Below are 15,541 nucleotides of genomic sequence, written 5' to 3'. Positions count from 1 at the left end.
CCGCGCCGACATCGTGCACACTGATCAACTGAAGCCCTTGGTGTGATCTTCTTCCCCAGACAAGAAGCATGATCAACCAAGGGCTTCACCCATGACCAACCGGGGTCACACCACGACGCAACCTGGTTAAACAACAAGCTTAGCTGCTGGCTCTATCACCACTTCTCCCCCGCTGCGTACTCGACCAAGAGGTGGTCTTGCCGGTGGTGATGGAGCCGCCGTAGATGTCGAAGATGGGGCCAGACGGGTTCGGAACGGGCATGGGGGCTCCTTTTAGTCTCAATGCCACTTCATTTATGAAGTGCAGATGAAGTCGGCTTTGAGAAAATGAAGTCAAATTTGAGAACCTACACAACGCGGCTAACTCTGGGCGAGGTCGGCGAAGCGGCTGTAGTGCAACTGGTGGGCCACCACCACGTTGCTGGTCGGGCCCGCACGGTGCTTGGCCAGGATCAGGTCGGCTTCCCCCGCCCGCGGATCGTCCCGTTCCCAGGCGTCCGGCCGGTTGATCAGCAGCACGATATCCGCGTCCTGCTCCAGGGATCCGGATTCGCGCAGGTCGGAGAGCATGGGGCGCTTGTCGGTGCGTTGCTCGGGACCACGGTTGAGCTGACTGATCGCGACCACCGGCACCTCGAGTTCCTTGGCCAGCAGCTTGAGTTGCCGCGAGAACTCGGAGACTTCCTGCTGCCGGGATTCCACCCTCTTGCCGGATGTCATCAGCTGCATGTAGTCGACGACGACGAGCTTGAGATCGTTGCGCTGTTTGAGGCGGCGTGCCTTCGCGCGAATCTCCATCATCGTCATGTTCGGCGAGTCGTCGATGAACAGCGGGGCCTCGCTGATCTCGCTCATCCGGCGGGCGAGCCTGGTCCAGTCGTCGTCGGACATCCGGCCGCCGCGCATGTCCGCCAGCCGGATTCGCGCCTCGGCCGACAGCATCCGCATGACGATTTCGATCCGGCTCATCTCCAGCGAGAAGATCACACTGGTCATGCCGTGCTTGATGGAGCACGATCGCGCGAAGTCCAGTCCCAGCGTGGAATTGTGGGTCGGGATCATCGAGCGGCCCGCCAGGTACAGGTGGTCCGGCGCGGCCACCTCCACGCAGCGCACGGGCACGCTGGGGACCCGGCGGATGGCGACGATCCGGCGGCGTGCCGGCCCGGTCTCGTGGGCCTTGTGCGCCAGATGCTTGCTCGGGAGGCAGAACACCTTGTCCTGACTGGTGAACGCGAGGGCGTCCGATGCCGCCGAGCGATGGTGGCCGAGGCTGACGAGGAGTTCGTGGATGTCCGCGGCGAGGCGACCGGTCGCGGGTATCCGGATCGAACCGGATTCCGTGACCGAGCCGCTGACGTCGAGGATTCCGGCCAGCAGCGCCCGCCGCTGCCCGACCGAGGCGCGAAGGTACGCCGCGGGAATGTGCGGTTCGGCCCTCACCCCAAGGTTCCGGAGGCGCGTTTCGGCGGCCGACTCATCGGCCAGGTCGGCCTCGCCCTCCAGCCGGCACACGATCTCCGGCGCCAGATCGGCGAACCGGAAGCCCTTCGGGTCGCCGAGCCAGGCGCCCAGCGCGTACGGGTGCAGCGGTAGCCGCCGCATGGGAAGTTCGACCGCGGTGGCCGCCGGCACCGCCGGTCCGGCGTCCTTGCGGTGTTCGAGCAGGGCGGCGAGCTGCTCGGTGGTCCGGACCCCCGAATCGACCTGCCACTGGTGCGAGGCGTCGGCGACGATCACCGAGCCGTCCGAGAACCCCACCTCGTAGCAGGGCCGGTCACGCATCACCTCGGTCGCCGCGACCACCGTCGTCGGTCCGCCGTCGGCGCCGAGCAGCCGGTCGCCGGGAGCTACCTCGCCCATCGTGGTCCAGCCGTCCGGCGTCGGCAGTGGGGTGTCCAGGGCCAGCGCCTTGCCCACGCCGGGCCGCGCCGCGACGATGATCATCTGGCCGGGGTGCAGACCGTTGGTCACCTCGTCGAGGTCCATGAAGCCGGTGGGCACGCCCTGGGCGGAGCCGCCCCGGGAGGCGATCGCGTCGATTTCGTCCATGGTCGGCTGGAGCAGTTCCTCCAGCGCCACGTAGTCCTCGCTGGTCCGCCGTTCGGTGACCTCGTAGATCGCCGCCTGGGCGCGGTCGACCACCTCGTTGATGTCGCCGCCTTCGTTGGCCGCGCCGTACCCGTACTGCACGATCCTGGTCCCGGCCTCGACGAGCCGGCGCAGGACGGCCTTCTCCGCGACGATCTCGGCGTAGTAGCCCGCGTTCGCGGCGGTGGGCACGGTGGCGATCAGGGTGTGCAGGTACGGCGCGCCACCGACCCGGGCGAGTTCGCCGCGCCGCTCCAGTTCGGCGGAGACGGTGATCGGGTCGGCCGGCTCGCCGCGGCCGTACAGGTCGAGCACGCAGTCGTAGACGGCCTGATGCTTGGGCAGGTAGAAGTCGCCGGGGCGGAGTGCCTCCACTACGTCGGCGATGGCGTCCTTGGACAGCAGCATGCCGCCGAGCACGGACTGTTCGGCGGGGATGTCCTGCGGCGGCTTCCGGTCGAACTCTCCGGGCCGTGGCCCGGGATCCTCGGGACCGGGATCCGGCGGAAACGCGGGACCGCGGTCATCCGTCAGCGCCACCTCGAGGACACCTCCTGTCTACGAACACCAGTTCGATTATGCCTGACCCTCGGTACTGCGCGCTACCGGTCGCCGGGCACGCTAGATCCCTCGGAAGGAGCATTGCAAACCCACCTGTTGATCGTCTGGGGAGAATCTTGTGGACAACCTGTGGAAGATCTGGGGCAATCGTGCACAGGCGGTGGAAGTCCTGTGTACAACCTGGGGACAAGTACCACCCGAAAGAGGAAAAGTGCAGATCAAGCCTTGTGTGCGAGGTGTGGAAAACATTGGTGAAAAGTCTTCGGCGTGTCGCGGTGAACCGGCCGTTCGGCGTGTCGCACACGATCGGGTATACCCAGGCGAGGGCAGAGCTGTGGATGAATGCCCGGAACGCAAAAGGGCCACCCCTTGGGCTGAAGGGGTGGCCCGATGTGCTATCAGACCAGTGCGCTCTGTGCGTTGCGTAACCGCTCCGCGAGCACTTGCGGCGTCGCCGGGGTGACCACGACCAGCGGATCGCCACGACCTGGCCGTTCCTCCATCAACCAGCGGCCTTCCACCGTGTCGATGAAGTTCAGCGGCCGTTCACTTCGGCGGCGGGTGCCCACCCTGTTCCTGACCGCCACATAGAGGCTGCCCGCACCTGTCCGCTCCGCCGACAGGATGCGCTTCATCTCGACGGACGGCGAAGCCGCCACTCGCCCGGGCGCTGGTCGCAACACGGAGAACTCGGCTTCGTCCCGCTCCCGCCCGGTACCGGTGAACTCGCTCTTGCCGGCCACCAGTGGCTGCCCGGCGGCCGGGCGGCAGTTCGGGATCTGGTTCACGAAGCCCTGCAACAGTTCTTCGGGCCGTTCGGAAGCGAGGGTCACCGCCTCCGCGTTGAGGTCGCGAACCGCTACGAACGCGCCCCCTCGCCCGCTGCCCGCGAGCACGGCGAAGTTCGCTGGCGCGTCGTTGAACCGGCCCTCGAACCAGCCGTAGTACTCCAGGTGCGGTTGCGCTATCGACTCGATCAGGCTCAGCAGGTCGCGGTCCATACCACGTGGTCCCATCATCCCATGCTGCGCGAGCAAGGCGTTGACCTGCTGGTCCTCGGCGCGCTGGGCATCCTCGTCCAGCCAGACCGCGTTACCGCACAACGTGTTGTGCGGATCGCCGCCCCGCCGCCGGATCAGGTTGAGCAGGATCGGGGTGTAGAGCGTCAGTGGTTTCTCGAGCACGTTCGCCGGCCTCATTCACCGATGACCGGTGGCGCGGTCAGCTCGTCGGTACCGAAGAGTTCGTTGGGATCTTCGCTGACGAGGTACTTGGTCTGGTGCTCCGCGTCCTCCTCGCCCTTGCCCCGGCCGCCGTGACCGGCCGCGCCGCCCATACCCGACATGCCCGCGCGGCCCGCCGCACCGGCGCCGCCGCCTCGCGTTCCACCGGCCCCGGCACCGCCCGCGGCGCTGCCGCCACCGGCGCCCGCACCCGTGCTCGAACCCGCGGACACCGATCCTGAGCCACCCGGACCGAAGCCGCCGACGCCACCGACCCCGTAGCCGCCGCCCGCACCGGAACCCGAGCCGGAGCCGCTGCCTCCCGGACCGAAGTCACCGCTGCCGAAGCCCGACGGGTTACCGGGACCGAAGCCGCTGGGGTAGTCGGTGGACGGCGTAAAGCCCGCCGCCGTGGTGCCGTCGTTCCAGCTCGGCAGTTTTCCGCTACCGGGCAGGGTCGTCGACGGGAGGTTCGGGTTGTACCCGCCGCTGCCCGTGCCACCGGGGCCGGACCCGCCGGCACCTCCGCCCGAGCCGCCGTAACCACCGCCATGACCACCGCCCATGCCGGGCATGTTCGGCAGGTTCCCGCCACCGCCAGGCGGGTAGCCGCCGCTGCCTGACCCGCCACCGCCGTAGCCGCCGGAGCCACCGTTCCCGCCTCCGCCGGAGCCGCCTCCGCCGTCACCACCGTTGCCGATGGTGCCGTCCGAGATGTTGTTCCCGGTCCAGGCCTTGTACTGCGGCATGCCCGCGGCGTTCTGCGCGCTCTGCTGGTAGTAGGCGTTGAACGCGTCGACGTTCGCCTGACCCTTCTTGTTGTAGGCGTTGATCTCGTCGTCTTTGTCGCTGAACGGGTTGATGTGGTCGGTGAAACCCATCGACGGAGGTTTCTCCGGCAGCGGCTGGACCTTGTTCGACACCGTGGAGAAATCGGTGATCTGCTGGCCGATGAACTGGTGGCTCGTACCGAGGTTGTTTGCGGAGTCGTTCAGCCAGGTCTCCAGGGGATGCCCCCCTGCCTGTGCGGCCTGCGCCGAGTCACCCTGCCAGGCGGCGTCCATCTCCTTGTTGAGCGCGGCGATCTGCTGCGCTCGCGCGGCGTGAGCTTGCTTGAGCTCGTTCGCCGCGGTCGAGCCCTGTTCCAGCGAGCCCGTCCCGGGACCGTTCCTGATCTGCTCGTAGATCTGGCGGGCGTCGATCGACCGGCCACCGATGCTCGCCTGGTGTTGCTGGGCCTCGGGACCACCGAACAGGCTCACCAGACCACCGACGGCCGCGCCGGCGACGGTACCGGCGCCGGGCATGATCGCGGTGCCGACCGCGGCGCCGGTCGCGGCGTTCTGGATCAGCGGACCGTTCACCATGACAATCAACCCTTCCGGACAATTCTCATGCCGCACCCTTGAGATGTTCGATGACCGCGGTCGCGATGCGGTCAGCGACCGGGCACGGGTTGGACCTGTTGGGACCGGCTCCGATCCCGGTCTCGACCAATGCGTAGTCCTGGTCGGTCAGGCCGAACCACAGCAGACACTCGCCCGTCGATCGCCCGTCGGTCTGGGCCGCGTACACGGCGGGGTACCCCTCGACCGTCGTGGGCTCGAAGTATCCCTTGTACTGGTCCTTCTTGTTGTAGATGTTGTTCAAGCCCAGCTGGTTCGCGGTGACCAGGCCGATGCCCGCCACGTTCGTGGCGTAGGCCTGGCTCGCCCAGGTACATCCCGGGCCGATGCTGATACTGGTCGGCTTGCCGGGCCCAACCAGTCCGATCTGGTCGATCTGCTGGGCCGAAAGCGCTTTACAGGCGTCGGTCTTCACCTGAACGATGTTCAACGGGGCCGGCACCTGGGGCGCGGCACCGCCCGGTGATCCGGTGGTCGTCGCCGCGCGCGAGCTCGCCGGACTTCCGGACGTGTCACCCCCGCCTGAACACGCGGCGAGCACGGTCGCGGCAGCCAGCGTGGCGGCGCCCAGCCGGACGGCACGGGACTTCCTCACACGATTCCCTTTCCTTGTTGCGCTGCCGCCTGCTGAGCGTCCTGCTCGCTCTGCTGGATCCGCCCGCTGGCCTTCTGCAGCGCCGCGATGTAGTTCTGCACATAGGTGACCATCCGCTCGTGCTGCTGCCGCAGGGTGTCCCCCGACGGGCCCGCGCCCTTCTGGATGAAGTCGCCGCTGGCGAACTCCTTGCCCGGCGGCTGGACCGAGGCGACCAAATCGGCATTCCGCAGGTCGCCCTGGAGGTCTATGAGGAGGTTCTGCCACTTGTTGATGACGCCCTGAACCTGGTCGGGCTCGAACTTGTAGCCGCCGGCGGAACCGTTGTTGCCGACCTGGATCGGAGCCGGTGGCGGGACCGTGGTCAAACTGTCGGTCACGTAGTTCCCGGATGGCTGACTCATGGCTCAAGAACCCCTTCACCCGTCTCGCTTCCCCACATTCAGCGAGCTCAGCACTTGGATGCTAGCGCAGCGCCTTCGGTTCCCGGTGCGAAAGTTGCCGCACAACAGGACGAAGCCCCCTCCCGTGCCGCGGGAGGGGGCTCCGGGTGCGTGTACTTACTGCCCGGCCTTGACTTCGAGCCGGATGGTGGCTTCGACGTCGGGGTGCAGACGGGCGCTGACCTGGTGCTTACCGGTGGTCTTGACGTGCCCACCGGTCTCGATGAGCCGCTTGTCGAGCAGCGGGCCACCGGCCGCCTTGATCGCCGAGACGATGTCGGCGGTGGTCACCGAGCCGAACAGCTTCTTGGAGCCCTCGGCCGCCTTGGCGGTGAGCTGGATAATGCCCAGCCCCTCCAGCTTGGCCTTGACCTCCTTGGCGTGGTCCAGGTCCCGGATCCGGCGGGATTCCTGAGCCCGGCGGATGGTCTGGACGTTCTTCTCCGCGCCCTTGGTGGCCACGATCGCGTAGCCCCGCGGGAGCAGGTAGTTGCGGGCATACCCGTCCTTGACCTCGACGAGGTCGCCGGGGCCGCCGAGGTTGGCCACGTCGGTGGTGAGAATGATCTTCGCCATCGCCTGCCTCCTCAGCGTGCGGTCGAGGTGTAGGGCAGCAGCGCCATTTCGCGGGAGTTCTTGACCGCGATCGCGACGTCACGCTGGTGCTGGCTGCAGTTGCCGGTGACCCGGCGGGCCCGGATCTTGCCGCGGTCGGAGATGTACTTCCGCAGCAGGTTGGTGTCCTTGTAGTCGATCAGTTCCGGGCGGCCCTTCTGCTCCGCCTTGCAGAACACGCAGACCTTCTTCTTGGGTTTCCGGATGGGTGGCTTGGCCACGGTAGGAGCTCCTGGGGATGTGGAAAAAGTGGTCGGTTAGAAGGGGGGCTCGTCCGCGAAACCGCCGCCGCCCCCGGCAGGCGGGGCCGAACCCCACGGGTCGTCGGCGGGTGCGCCCCCGCCGTAACCGCCGCCGCCCGAAGGGCCCGAGCCGCGGCTTACCTTGTTCACCTTCGCGGTGGCGTAGCGCAGCGACGGGCCGATCTCGTCTACCTCGAGTTCGACGACGGTCCGCTTCTCGCCTTCCTTCGTCTCGAACGAGCGCTGCTTGAGCCGGCCCTGCACGACGACCCGGGCACCCCGGGTCAGGCTCTCGGCCACGTTCTCCGCGGCCTGGCGCCAGATGTTGCAGCGCATGAACAGCGCTTCGCCGTCCTTCCACTCACCGCTGGCGCGGTCGAAGGTGCGCGGCGTCGAGGCCACCGTGAAGTTCGCGACGGCCGCCCCGGAGGGGGTGAAGCGCAGTTCCGGGTCGGCGGTCAGGTTGCCGACCAAAGTGATGACGGTGTCTCCGGCCATGATCGTCCCCTCAGGCCTTCGCCGCGACCTTGGCGGCCTTACGCGGGGCGGCCTTGCGTACGACCTTGGTACGGAGCACGTTCTCCTGCAGCGACAGCTGCCGGTCGAGCTCCTTCACCGCGTCCGGCTCGGAGTGCAGGTCGAGCAGGGCGTAGATGCCCTCGGCGTGCTTCTTGATCTCGTAGGCCAGCCGGCGGCGGCCCCAGATGTCGACCTTTTCCACCGTGCCACCGGACGTGCGGATCACGTTGAGGAATCCGTCCAGCGTCGGAGCGACGGTGCGCTCGTCGAGCGTGGGATCGAGGATGACCATTACCTCGTAATGGCGCGACACAACCACTCACCTCCTGTGGGCTTCGCGGCCACGGACGGTCCGTGGCAGGAGGGTTCGTCCAGTACAGGGTACTTGGGCCTCAGGACACTTTTCGCAGCACCCAGGTCCGCACCAGCGCCGCGCTCACCCCGGCGAGCACGACCACGGCCAGCAGCATGGGTAGTTGCAGCGTGTTTGCCGTCGGACTCCCGGCCAGTGCGCTGGCGTTACCCGCGTTGCGCACGTCGGTCTGCCCCGAGCTGCCGCCGGGGAGCGCACCCGTTTCGGTGGGCGGCAGGCTCGGCAGCGGGGGACCGGACGGGTACCGGTCGCCGGGCGGCACCGCGATGCCCGGCACCGCGGCCGGAATGTTGCCGTAGTCGCGCGGCGGCGCGATCACGTCCGGGGTGCTGGAGGAGCCACCAGGGGCGTTGGGTGGTGTGGTGCCGCCCTGGGGGGACCGCGCCGGCGGTGCCGAGGTGGCCGGGCTGTAGTTGCCGGCGTAGAGGGTGAGCCCGCAGTTCCCGGCGACCTGCTTGGCGATCGAGTCGAGGGTCTTCTGCTTCTGGGTGGTGTCCCACTGCCAGCCGAGGCCGTCCGCGTTTTGGAGCGCCTTGGTGACCGTGGACGCCACTGCGTCGCCGCTGAGCGGCCCGGTCGCGGCGTTGGGCACCTGGCCGACGGTGAGCGCGCCCTCGGCGGTGATCTCCTGCGCGAGCTTGTCCGGGTCGACGGCGTTGACGTGCAGGAAGACCTCCTGCTCCTTGGCCCCGGCCCGGATGAGGTCGCTCACGTCCTTGCCCTGGACCGCGACCTGGTCGCCCATGTTGCCGACGACGGTGCCCGTGCAGCCCTGGGCGAGGACGGTGCTGGCCGAGGCGGTGCCGGTGAACAGGCCACCGGCGAAGATCGTCGCCAGTGCGGTCGCGGTCAGCACCTTCGTCGCCAGACGCTTTCGCACGGGCTCCGTACCTCCCGGGGTCTTGGGGTGTATCGAGGACAACGAGCGCCGGGTCCCGAAGATACTACTAGTGAGTACCTCGCAGCACCCAGCGGCGCACCAGCGCCCCGGTCACCCCGGACAGCGCGAGCACCGCGCCCACCATCGGCAACTCCAGCGGAAGCCCACCGGATCCGGCCGGTCCGGGAAGCGCCTGGGCGTCGCCCACCCTTTGCGTGGCCCTGCTGTTCTCCTGGGCATCGAGCGTGCTCGCCTCGGGCGCGTATCCGGGAATCTCGCCGCCGTAGCGGATTCCGGGTGAAGGCGCCCACAACGCCGCCAGGGTGTACGGGATTCCGCTGTAGTCGGCCATCGGGGCGGATCCGTTCGAGCCGAACGGAAGCGTGGCCAAGGTCGGCGAACTGTCGCCGGAGGCCGGGCTGTTCGAACTGGGCATGGTCGCGGGAGTGCCGCCCCTCGCCGGCGTGCCGCTGCCGGGGCTCTGGGGGGCGCCGCCGCCGGGTGGGGTCCGGGCCGGCGGGGTCTGACTCTTACCGGACACCGTGTCACCGGCTTTCGCGGCGGCTTTGGTCACGGTGTTCGTGGTGCCTGCGACGGTGTTGTCCACCACGCCCGCCGTGGTCTGACCGACCACCGGCACCGGTGCGACGACCGTGTCCACCACGGTCACGGTGATCTTGCAGAGGCCGCCGAGCAGGCCACCGACGAGCGAGGTGATCCCGTCGGTGACGGTTCGGGGGCCGAACGGGGTCTTGATCGTGTCGCCGGGTTTCGCGGTCACGGTCTGCCCGCACTGGACGGTGGAGGTGTCCGCGGATGCCGTGCCGGACGAACCGGCGAGTGCGGCCGACCCGGCCAGGACGAATGCCGCCGCACCTGCCGCCGTCGTCTTCCGTGTCAGGCTCCGCATCAGTCCTGCCTCCCCGCTTTGCGTTACCGACTCGTACAACGACGGTAACGGCGAGCTGTGACGGTTGCAGTACGATCGGCCGGTTTTGCGTGCGAATGGAGCAGCGCGTCAGGTGTCGCGCCGGACCCAGCTACGGGCGAGCGCGGGCCGCGACCAGGACAAGCGCGAAGGTGGCCAGCAGCAACGGCAACTTCGCCGGCGACGCCTCGGCTGCGGCCTGTGCGGAGCGGGAGTTTTCCACGACCAAGGGCGGCCGGACCTCCCGTGCGGTAGCGCCTGGCTCAGTCAAGCGGGCCGTTTCCCTGGCTGTCGCCGAATCGGTCGTGCCGGCCAGGGGGAAGGACGCGAGCGCGCTACTTCTCGTGTCGTCGCCCGGCGCGGCGCCTGTGCCGGGTTTCGGCGCTCCGGCCGGGGGCTGAAAGCTGCCGGGCGGCGTGCCCGGGATGCCCGGTTTGGCGCCCAGAACGCCTTGCGTGACCGACGACAGCGTGTTCACGGCGTCCTGTCCGGTGGGGCACACGATCTTGGTGGCAACCGGGCCGGCAACGGGCGCGCTGCCCACGTTGAGGATCTTGGCCGCATCGGCGAGTGGCAGCGAAACCGTGGCCCGGCCGGCCGAACCCGTCCCGACGGTCAGCACTCCGGGGGCGTCGACCGGTGTCCCCGCGTCGAGAGCCAGGGACTCTCCCGAGTCGCCCCCCCAAAGTGCCCGCACAGCTACCGCCAAGCGCAGGACCGGTGCCGGTCGTAGCGGTACCGGGCGTCAGGAGTGCGATCCCGACCAGGACACCCAGTGCGCTTGCGACCTTTCTCCCCATGGTCCCCTCCGGTGTCGCCGACCCTGGCCAGGGCACCGTACTGCACCATGGGCGGGATCGCGAAGAGGTGAGTAGCGTGACGGCATGCGAATCGGTGCCCACGTCCGCGATGACGACCCGCTGTCCGCCGCCCGCGAGCGCGACGCCGAGGTCGTGCAGTTCTTCCTCGCGGACCCGCAGGGCTGGAAGGCGCCGGTACCCGAACCCAGCGCCGAGGAGATCGGCGCGGCCGGCGTCGACGTCTTCATCCACTCGCCATACGTGGTGAACGTGGCGTCGCTGAACAACCGGATCCGCATCCCGTCCCGCAAGGCCGTGGCCCAGCACGCGGCCGGCGCGGCGAAGATCGGCGCGAAGGGCCTCATCGTGCACGGCGGGCACGTGCGCAAGGGTGAGGATCCGGGCGAGGGACTGGCCAACTGGCGCAAGCTCTTCGAGCGGCAGGAGGAGCAGGGCGGGTTCGGCGTGCCGATCCTGATCGAGAACACCGCGGGCGGGGACGGCGCGCTGGCCCGTGAACTGGACATGCTCGCGCGGCTGTGGGACATGGTCGGCGAGTTCGGCGCCGGGTTCTGCCTGGACACCTGCCACGCGTTCGCGGCGGGCTGGGAGTTGGCAGACGTGGTGGCGAAGGTCATGGCCATCACCGGCCGGATCGACCTGGTGCACCTGAACAACTCGCGCGACGAGTTCGGCTCGACCCGCGACCGGCACGCCAACGTGGTGCACGGCGGCGGCACGATCGATCCGGAACAGCTCATCTCGGTCGCGGCGGCGGCGAAGGCTCCGGTGATCGTGGAGACCCCGGCCGATGGCCAGGCCGCCGACATCGCCTACCTGCGGAAAGCGCTTACTTAGGCCAGGCGCGGTACTACATCTGCCGGGCGGGCGCTTCGCCTGTCAGGGAGTCGCCGGCGCGATGGTTCGGGGCTGCTTGAGGACCACGACATCGCGGGTGCCGTCCAGGACCCCGCCCGCCGGGTCGTCGTCGCCTGCCAGCCGCACGAGGTCGAGGGACGGCCGGTAGATCTCCCGGATCACCTGCACGCACAACGCGACCACGGCCAGGTCGCGGACCACCACGAAGCCGAGGAACCAGTCTTCCGGCAGGCCCTTGTGGTCCACGCCGAGGTAGTAGAACATCCGCGGCACCCAGACCAGTGCGTCGACCAGCATCCAGGCCAGCAGCGGCCGCCACCGCGGGATCGCCAGCACCGCCAGCGGCACCAGCCACAGCGAGTACTGCGGGCTCCACACCTTCGCGGTCAGCAGGAAGGCCGCCACCACCAGGAAGCACAGTTGCCCCAGGCGTGGCCGTCGCGGCGCGGTGAGGCCGAGGTAGGCGATCCCGGCGCAGCAGAGCAGGAACAGCCCGCCGCTCACCACGTTGAGCCACGTCGGGGTTTGTCCGGGATCGGGCGGGCCGTCGAAGCCGGTCCAGCCCGTGAAGTAGGAGACCACGTTGTACAGCGAGTCGGGATCCATGCCGCGCTGGGTGTTCAGCCGGAAGAACTCGCGCCACCCGGTGTTGAAGGTGAGCGCGATCGGCAGGTTCACCGCCAGCCAGATGACCGCCGTGGCGCCCGCCGTCGAGATCCACGTGCGCAGCTTCCCGGCCCGCACGCACAGCACCAGCAACGGCCCGAGGAACAACAACGGGTAGAGCTTCGCCGCGGCACCGAGCCCGAGCAGCACACCGGCCAGCACCGGCTTCCGTCTCGACCACGCCAGCAGGCCGGTGGCGGCGAAGGCGGTGGCGAGGGAGTCGAAGTTGGTGAACACGTGCACCAGCACCAGGGGTGAGATCGCCACCAGCGCCGCGTCCCAGGGTCTGCGGTTCGCCGTCCTGCCCACCGCCCACACGGTGACGAGCCACGCCACCGACAACCAGAACGCGGTGATGTTGAAGTAGATGGCCACGGGTAGCGCGCCCGGCAGCCATCCGGCGTTCGAGATCGCCGTCCAGCCCTGGGCGAGGCGCGCGTCGACCCACTGGAACAACCCGGTCAGCACCGGGTACTCCATGTACCGGACCTGCTCGTTCGGGGTACCGGCGTTGTCGACCCAACTCGTCCGGTAGGGGAACGTGTCGGGGAGGTTCAGCCGTTCCGCGGTGTAGAGCGGGACGATGTCGGAGTAGCACATCGCCACGTAGGGCCGCCCGGCCCGCCAGTCGAGCTGGTTCTGCCCGTCGGAATCGGTGTACTGCTGGATGCAGCTGGCCTTGCCGAACCAGCACAGCATCAGCGCCAGTGTGGCGAGCAGCAGCCCGACCCGTTGCGGAGACCAGAACCAGTGCCGCCCCACCACGGCGTGCTCGCCGATCGGCCCGCCGAGCGGTCTGCTCGCCGCGGCGACGAACGGCTCGGTCCGGCTTGGCAGAACCCGCCTGCCCGGCTCCAGAGACGCCGGTGCGGATTCGGTGCTGGCTGCTTGCTCGGTCGGGCTCGGCACCTGCGCGATGTTACGGCCAGGCCTGTTACCCAGCATTCAGCGCAGGCGCCAAACCCACCCGGTCGCGTGACCTCAGCCGCCGTTGCCACCGTTCTGGACGGGTGGGAACCCGAACGTGGGGGAGGTCGTGTTGGTCTTGCTGTTCCGGCTCGGCTCCGTCGAGGACGGCGGCGGGTTCGACGGCGGCGGGCTCGACGGTGGCGGGCTCGGAACCGGCGGCGGTGGCGGCGCCTTGCTGACGCTCGACGCGTCGTCCGGCGACTTGCCGATCAACTGGACCGTCGGGAACTTCTCCGCCGGCCTGCCCTTCAGGTACTTGTCCAAAAATTCCTGCCACATCTGGGCGGGGAAGCCACTACTGGCGATCGACTTGTTGTTCTTGTCCTTGATCGGCCCCGGTTTTTCCGTGCCGACCCAGGCCGACACGGACACCGACGGCGTGTAGCCGACCATCCAGACATCGGAGTTGAAGCCGGTCTTCTCGTACTGCTGGGTTCCGGTCTTCCCCGCACATTCGTGATTGTCCGGGCAATCCAGCTTGGTGAAGCCGATCACCGGCTTCAGGCCCGTGGTGACGTTGCCGGCGATCTGCTTGCTCTTGTCCGCGCTCGACGCGAAGGCCGGAGTGCTGGTGTTCGGCGCCTGGTAGACGACGTCGCCGCCCGGGTTCGTGACCTTGGCGACGAAGTGCTTGTCATGCCGTACGCCGTCCGCGGCGAACGTCGCATAGGCGGCCGCCATCTGCAGCGGGGTGGCCTGCGTGGTACCACCACCGATCGAGATGTTGGCGTCCGTCACCTTGTCCACCGTCGTGATGCCCGCGTCCTTGGCGGCTCTGATCACCGCCTGGTAGCCGAGACCATCGTGTTGCTGGGTGCCGTCGTTGTAAACCATGGCGTAGAACACGGTGTTCGCCGAGATTTTCATCGCGTCGGCCACGGTGCACTGTTCCGAGCAACTGTTGGTCGCGGACGCGTTGGTGACCACGCGCGGTTGCCCGTTGGGGAGATTGCCGAAAGACTGCGGCGACGTGCCGTTGTAGGTTTCGCCGAGCCCCTTGCCGGTCTGCAGCAGGGCCGTCAGGTCGAACGGCTTGAACGACGAACCGGGGTTGCGGATCGTGTTCGCCCAGTCCCGTTCGTTGACGCCCGCCGTGTTCGGCCCGCCGTAGTACGCGATGACGCCGCCGTCCTTCGGCGAGACCGCCGCCATCGCCTCCCTGAGCTCGGCGGGCTGGCCCTTCATGACGTCGTTGACGGCCTGCTCCATGAGCTTCTGCGCGTTCGGGTCGATCGTGGTGTAGACGTTGTAGCCGCCGCTCTGCAGCTTCTCCTTGGTGTAGCCAGCGGCGTCGAGTTCGTCCTCCACCTGTGCCTGGACGAAGGCGTTCGGGCCCGTGATCGCCTGCGCCTTGGCCATCGACTTCGGTATCGTGGTCGGGTACTGGGCCGCCTGCCGGTCCGCCTGGGACAGCCAGCCGTACTTGACCATGTTGTCCATCACGTAGTTCCAGCGCCAGGTCGTGTAGTCGGTGTTCTCCGACTTGCTCGGACCCTGGATGATGCCGGCGAGGAAGGCGGCCTCGGCGGGGGTGAGCTGCGCGGCGGGCTTGTTGAAGTACGCGTGCGCCGCCGCCTCGATGCCGTAGGCGTTCCGTCCGAAGAAGACGATGTTCAGGTAGCCGGCGATGATCTCCTGCTTGGACTGGGTCTGGTTCAGCTTGAAGGACTTCACCAGCTCGGTCGCCTTACGGGTGAGCGTGGGCGCCTCGTTCTCGGTGGCCTTCTTGATGTACTGCTGGGAGATGGTCGAACCACCACCGGTGCCGCCGGTGAGGTTGTTGTAGACCGCGCGGAAGATGCCGAGCAGGTCGAACCCGTTGTTGGTCTCGAAGGTGGCGTCCTCCGCGGCGTAGGCCGCGTGCTTCATCACGTCGGGCACCTGGCCGGGCGGCAGGATCTGCCGGTTCCCGCTGTCCGGGATGTCCTTGCCCATCTGCGAGCCGTCGGCGTAGAAGTACGTCACCGCCTGGCTCTGCTGTGCCAGCACCTGCTCCGGCGTGGGCACGTCCACCAGGAAGTAGGCGATGGTGAACGCGACCGCCGGAACGACCACGCCGAGCCCGACCAGGACGTACATCGTCCGCCGGACTCGCCGCCAGATGCGCTTCTTGCGCTGCCGGGGGGTCAGTTCCTTGCCGCTCCCCTGCTCCGGCGCCGGCTCGTCACCGAAGTCGTCGAAGCGGGCCTGCTCGCCGTTCACCGCGTCGAAGCCGTCGGTGTACCGGCCGCCGCCCAGTTCGTTGTGGGTCAGCAGGCCTGGTTCCGGTCCGGTCTGCGCCGGCGGCTGGTACCGGCCGCGCACGGGGCGCTCGGGCGGCGCGCCCTGGGGCGGGCCCGCCGGCGGACGAC

General features: G+C 68.4%; 15 protein-coding genes. 1 reads left to right on the top strand and 14 read right to left on the bottom strand.

The window, feature by feature from the left end; translation table 11 throughout:
- Window positions 1–360: 360 nt before the first annotated feature.
- The 12 genes from dnaB to VJT49_RS09180 all read right to left on the bottom strand — a co-directional run bounded on the left by dnaB (window position 361) and on the right by VJT49_RS09180 (window position 10,573).
- Window positions 361–2,631: a replicative DNA helicase gene (gene dnaB / locus VJT49_RS09235; protein WP_324164322.1), complete on the bottom strand. Its 2,271-nt coding sequence runs from the start codon at window positions 2,629–2,631 to the stop codon at window positions 361–363.
- A gap of 419 nt (window positions 2,632–3,050) precedes the next feature.
- Window positions 3,051–3,836, bottom strand: coding sequence for an ESX secretion-associated protein EspG (locus VJT49_RS09230; RefSeq protein WP_324164321.1), 786 nt, complete (start codon window positions 3,834–3,836; stop codon window positions 3,051–3,053).
- A gap of 11 nt (window positions 3,837–3,847) precedes the next feature.
- Complete coding sequence (locus tag VJT49_RS09225; protein ID WP_324164319.1) at window positions 3,848–5,242, bottom strand: PPE domain-containing protein; 1,395 nt, start codon at window positions 5,240–5,242, stop codon at window positions 3,848–3,850.
- A 25-nt stretch (window positions 5,243–5,267) separates the two neighbouring features.
- A complete protein-coding gene (locus VJT49_RS09220; RefSeq protein ID WP_324164318.1) occupies window positions 5,268–5,876 on the bottom strand; it encodes a DUF3558 domain-containing protein in 609 nt (202 codons plus the stop codon).
- The gene (locus VJT49_RS09215; RefSeq protein WP_324164317.1) at window positions 5,873–6,280 is read right to left on the bottom strand and encodes a hypothetical protein; all 408 of its coding nucleotides are present in this window, start codon (window positions 6,278–6,280) and stop codon (window positions 5,873–5,875) included. Before VJT49_RS09215 ends, VJT49_RS09220 begins: the two co-directional genes overlap by 4 nt.
- Window positions 6,281–6,436: 156 nt before the next feature.
- Window positions 6,437–6,895 carry a 50S ribosomal protein L9 gene (rplI, locus tag VJT49_RS09210; protein WP_324164316.1) on the bottom strand — a complete coding sequence of 153 codons (459 nt, stop codon included), beginning with the start codon at window positions 6,893–6,895 and terminating at the stop codon, window positions 6,437–6,439.
- An 11-nt stretch (window positions 6,896–6,906) separates the two neighbouring features.
- A complete protein-coding gene (rpsR, locus tag VJT49_RS09205) occupies window positions 6,907–7,155 on the bottom strand; it encodes a 30S ribosomal protein S18 (protein ID WP_324164314.1) in 249 nt (82 codons plus the stop codon).
- A gap of 36 nt (window positions 7,156–7,191) precedes the next feature.
- Entirely contained in the window at window positions 7,192–7,674 is a 483-nt protein-coding gene (locus VJT49_RS09200; RefSeq protein ID WP_324164313.1) for a single-stranded DNA-binding protein, read from the bottom strand.
- Between the two features lie 10 nt (window positions 7,675–7,684).
- A complete protein-coding gene (gene rpsF / locus VJT49_RS09195; RefSeq protein WP_324164312.1) occupies window positions 7,685–8,008 on the bottom strand; it encodes a 30S ribosomal protein S6 in 324 nt (107 codons plus the stop codon).
- 79 nt (window positions 8,009–8,087) lie between these two features.
- Window positions 8,088–8,948, bottom strand: coding sequence for a hypothetical protein (locus tag VJT49_RS09190; protein ID WP_324164311.1), 861 nt, complete (start codon window positions 8,946–8,948; stop codon window positions 8,088–8,090).
- Window positions 8,949–9,015: 67 nt separating this feature from the next.
- Window positions 9,016–9,858 (bottom strand): hypothetical protein, encoded by an 843-nt coding sequence (locus tag VJT49_RS09185; RefSeq protein WP_324164310.1) that lies wholly within the window; start codon window positions 9,856–9,858, stop codon window positions 9,016–9,018.
- A gap of 130 nt (window positions 9,859–9,988) precedes the next feature.
- Window positions 9,989–10,573: a hypothetical protein gene (locus VJT49_RS09180; RefSeq protein WP_324164309.1), complete on the bottom strand. Its 585-nt coding sequence runs from the start codon at window positions 10,571–10,573 to the stop codon at window positions 9,989–9,991.
- A gap of 187 nt (window positions 10,574–10,760) precedes the next feature.
- Here VJT49_RS09180 and VJT49_RS09175 point away from each other — a divergent pair, with 187 nt between their 5' ends.
- Complete coding sequence (locus tag VJT49_RS09175) at window positions 10,761–11,534, top strand: deoxyribonuclease IV (RefSeq protein WP_324164308.1); 774 nt, start codon at window positions 10,761–10,763, stop codon at window positions 11,532–11,534.
- Between the two features lie 42 nt (window positions 11,535–11,576).
- Here the strand turns inward: VJT49_RS09175 and VJT49_RS09170 are convergent, their stop codons facing one another.
- Complete coding sequence (locus VJT49_RS09170) at window positions 11,577–13,130, bottom strand: glycosyltransferase family 87 protein (RefSeq protein WP_324164307.1); 1,554 nt, start codon at window positions 13,128–13,130, stop codon at window positions 11,577–11,579.
- Between the two features lie 72 nt (window positions 13,131–13,202).
- Window positions 13,203–15,541 (bottom strand): transglycosylase domain-containing protein (locus VJT49_RS09165; RefSeq protein ID WP_324164306.1); only part of this gene is annotated, 2,339 nt, incomplete at its 5' end.

The sequence above is a fragment of the Amycolatopsis sp. genome (assembly GCF_035276945.1).
Lineage (GTDB): Bacteria > Actinomycetota > Actinomycetes > Mycobacteriales > Pseudonocardiaceae > Amycolatopsis_E.
Note: the sequence above shows the minus strand (reverse complement) of the source record. Positions and strands in the feature narration are given on the sequence as shown.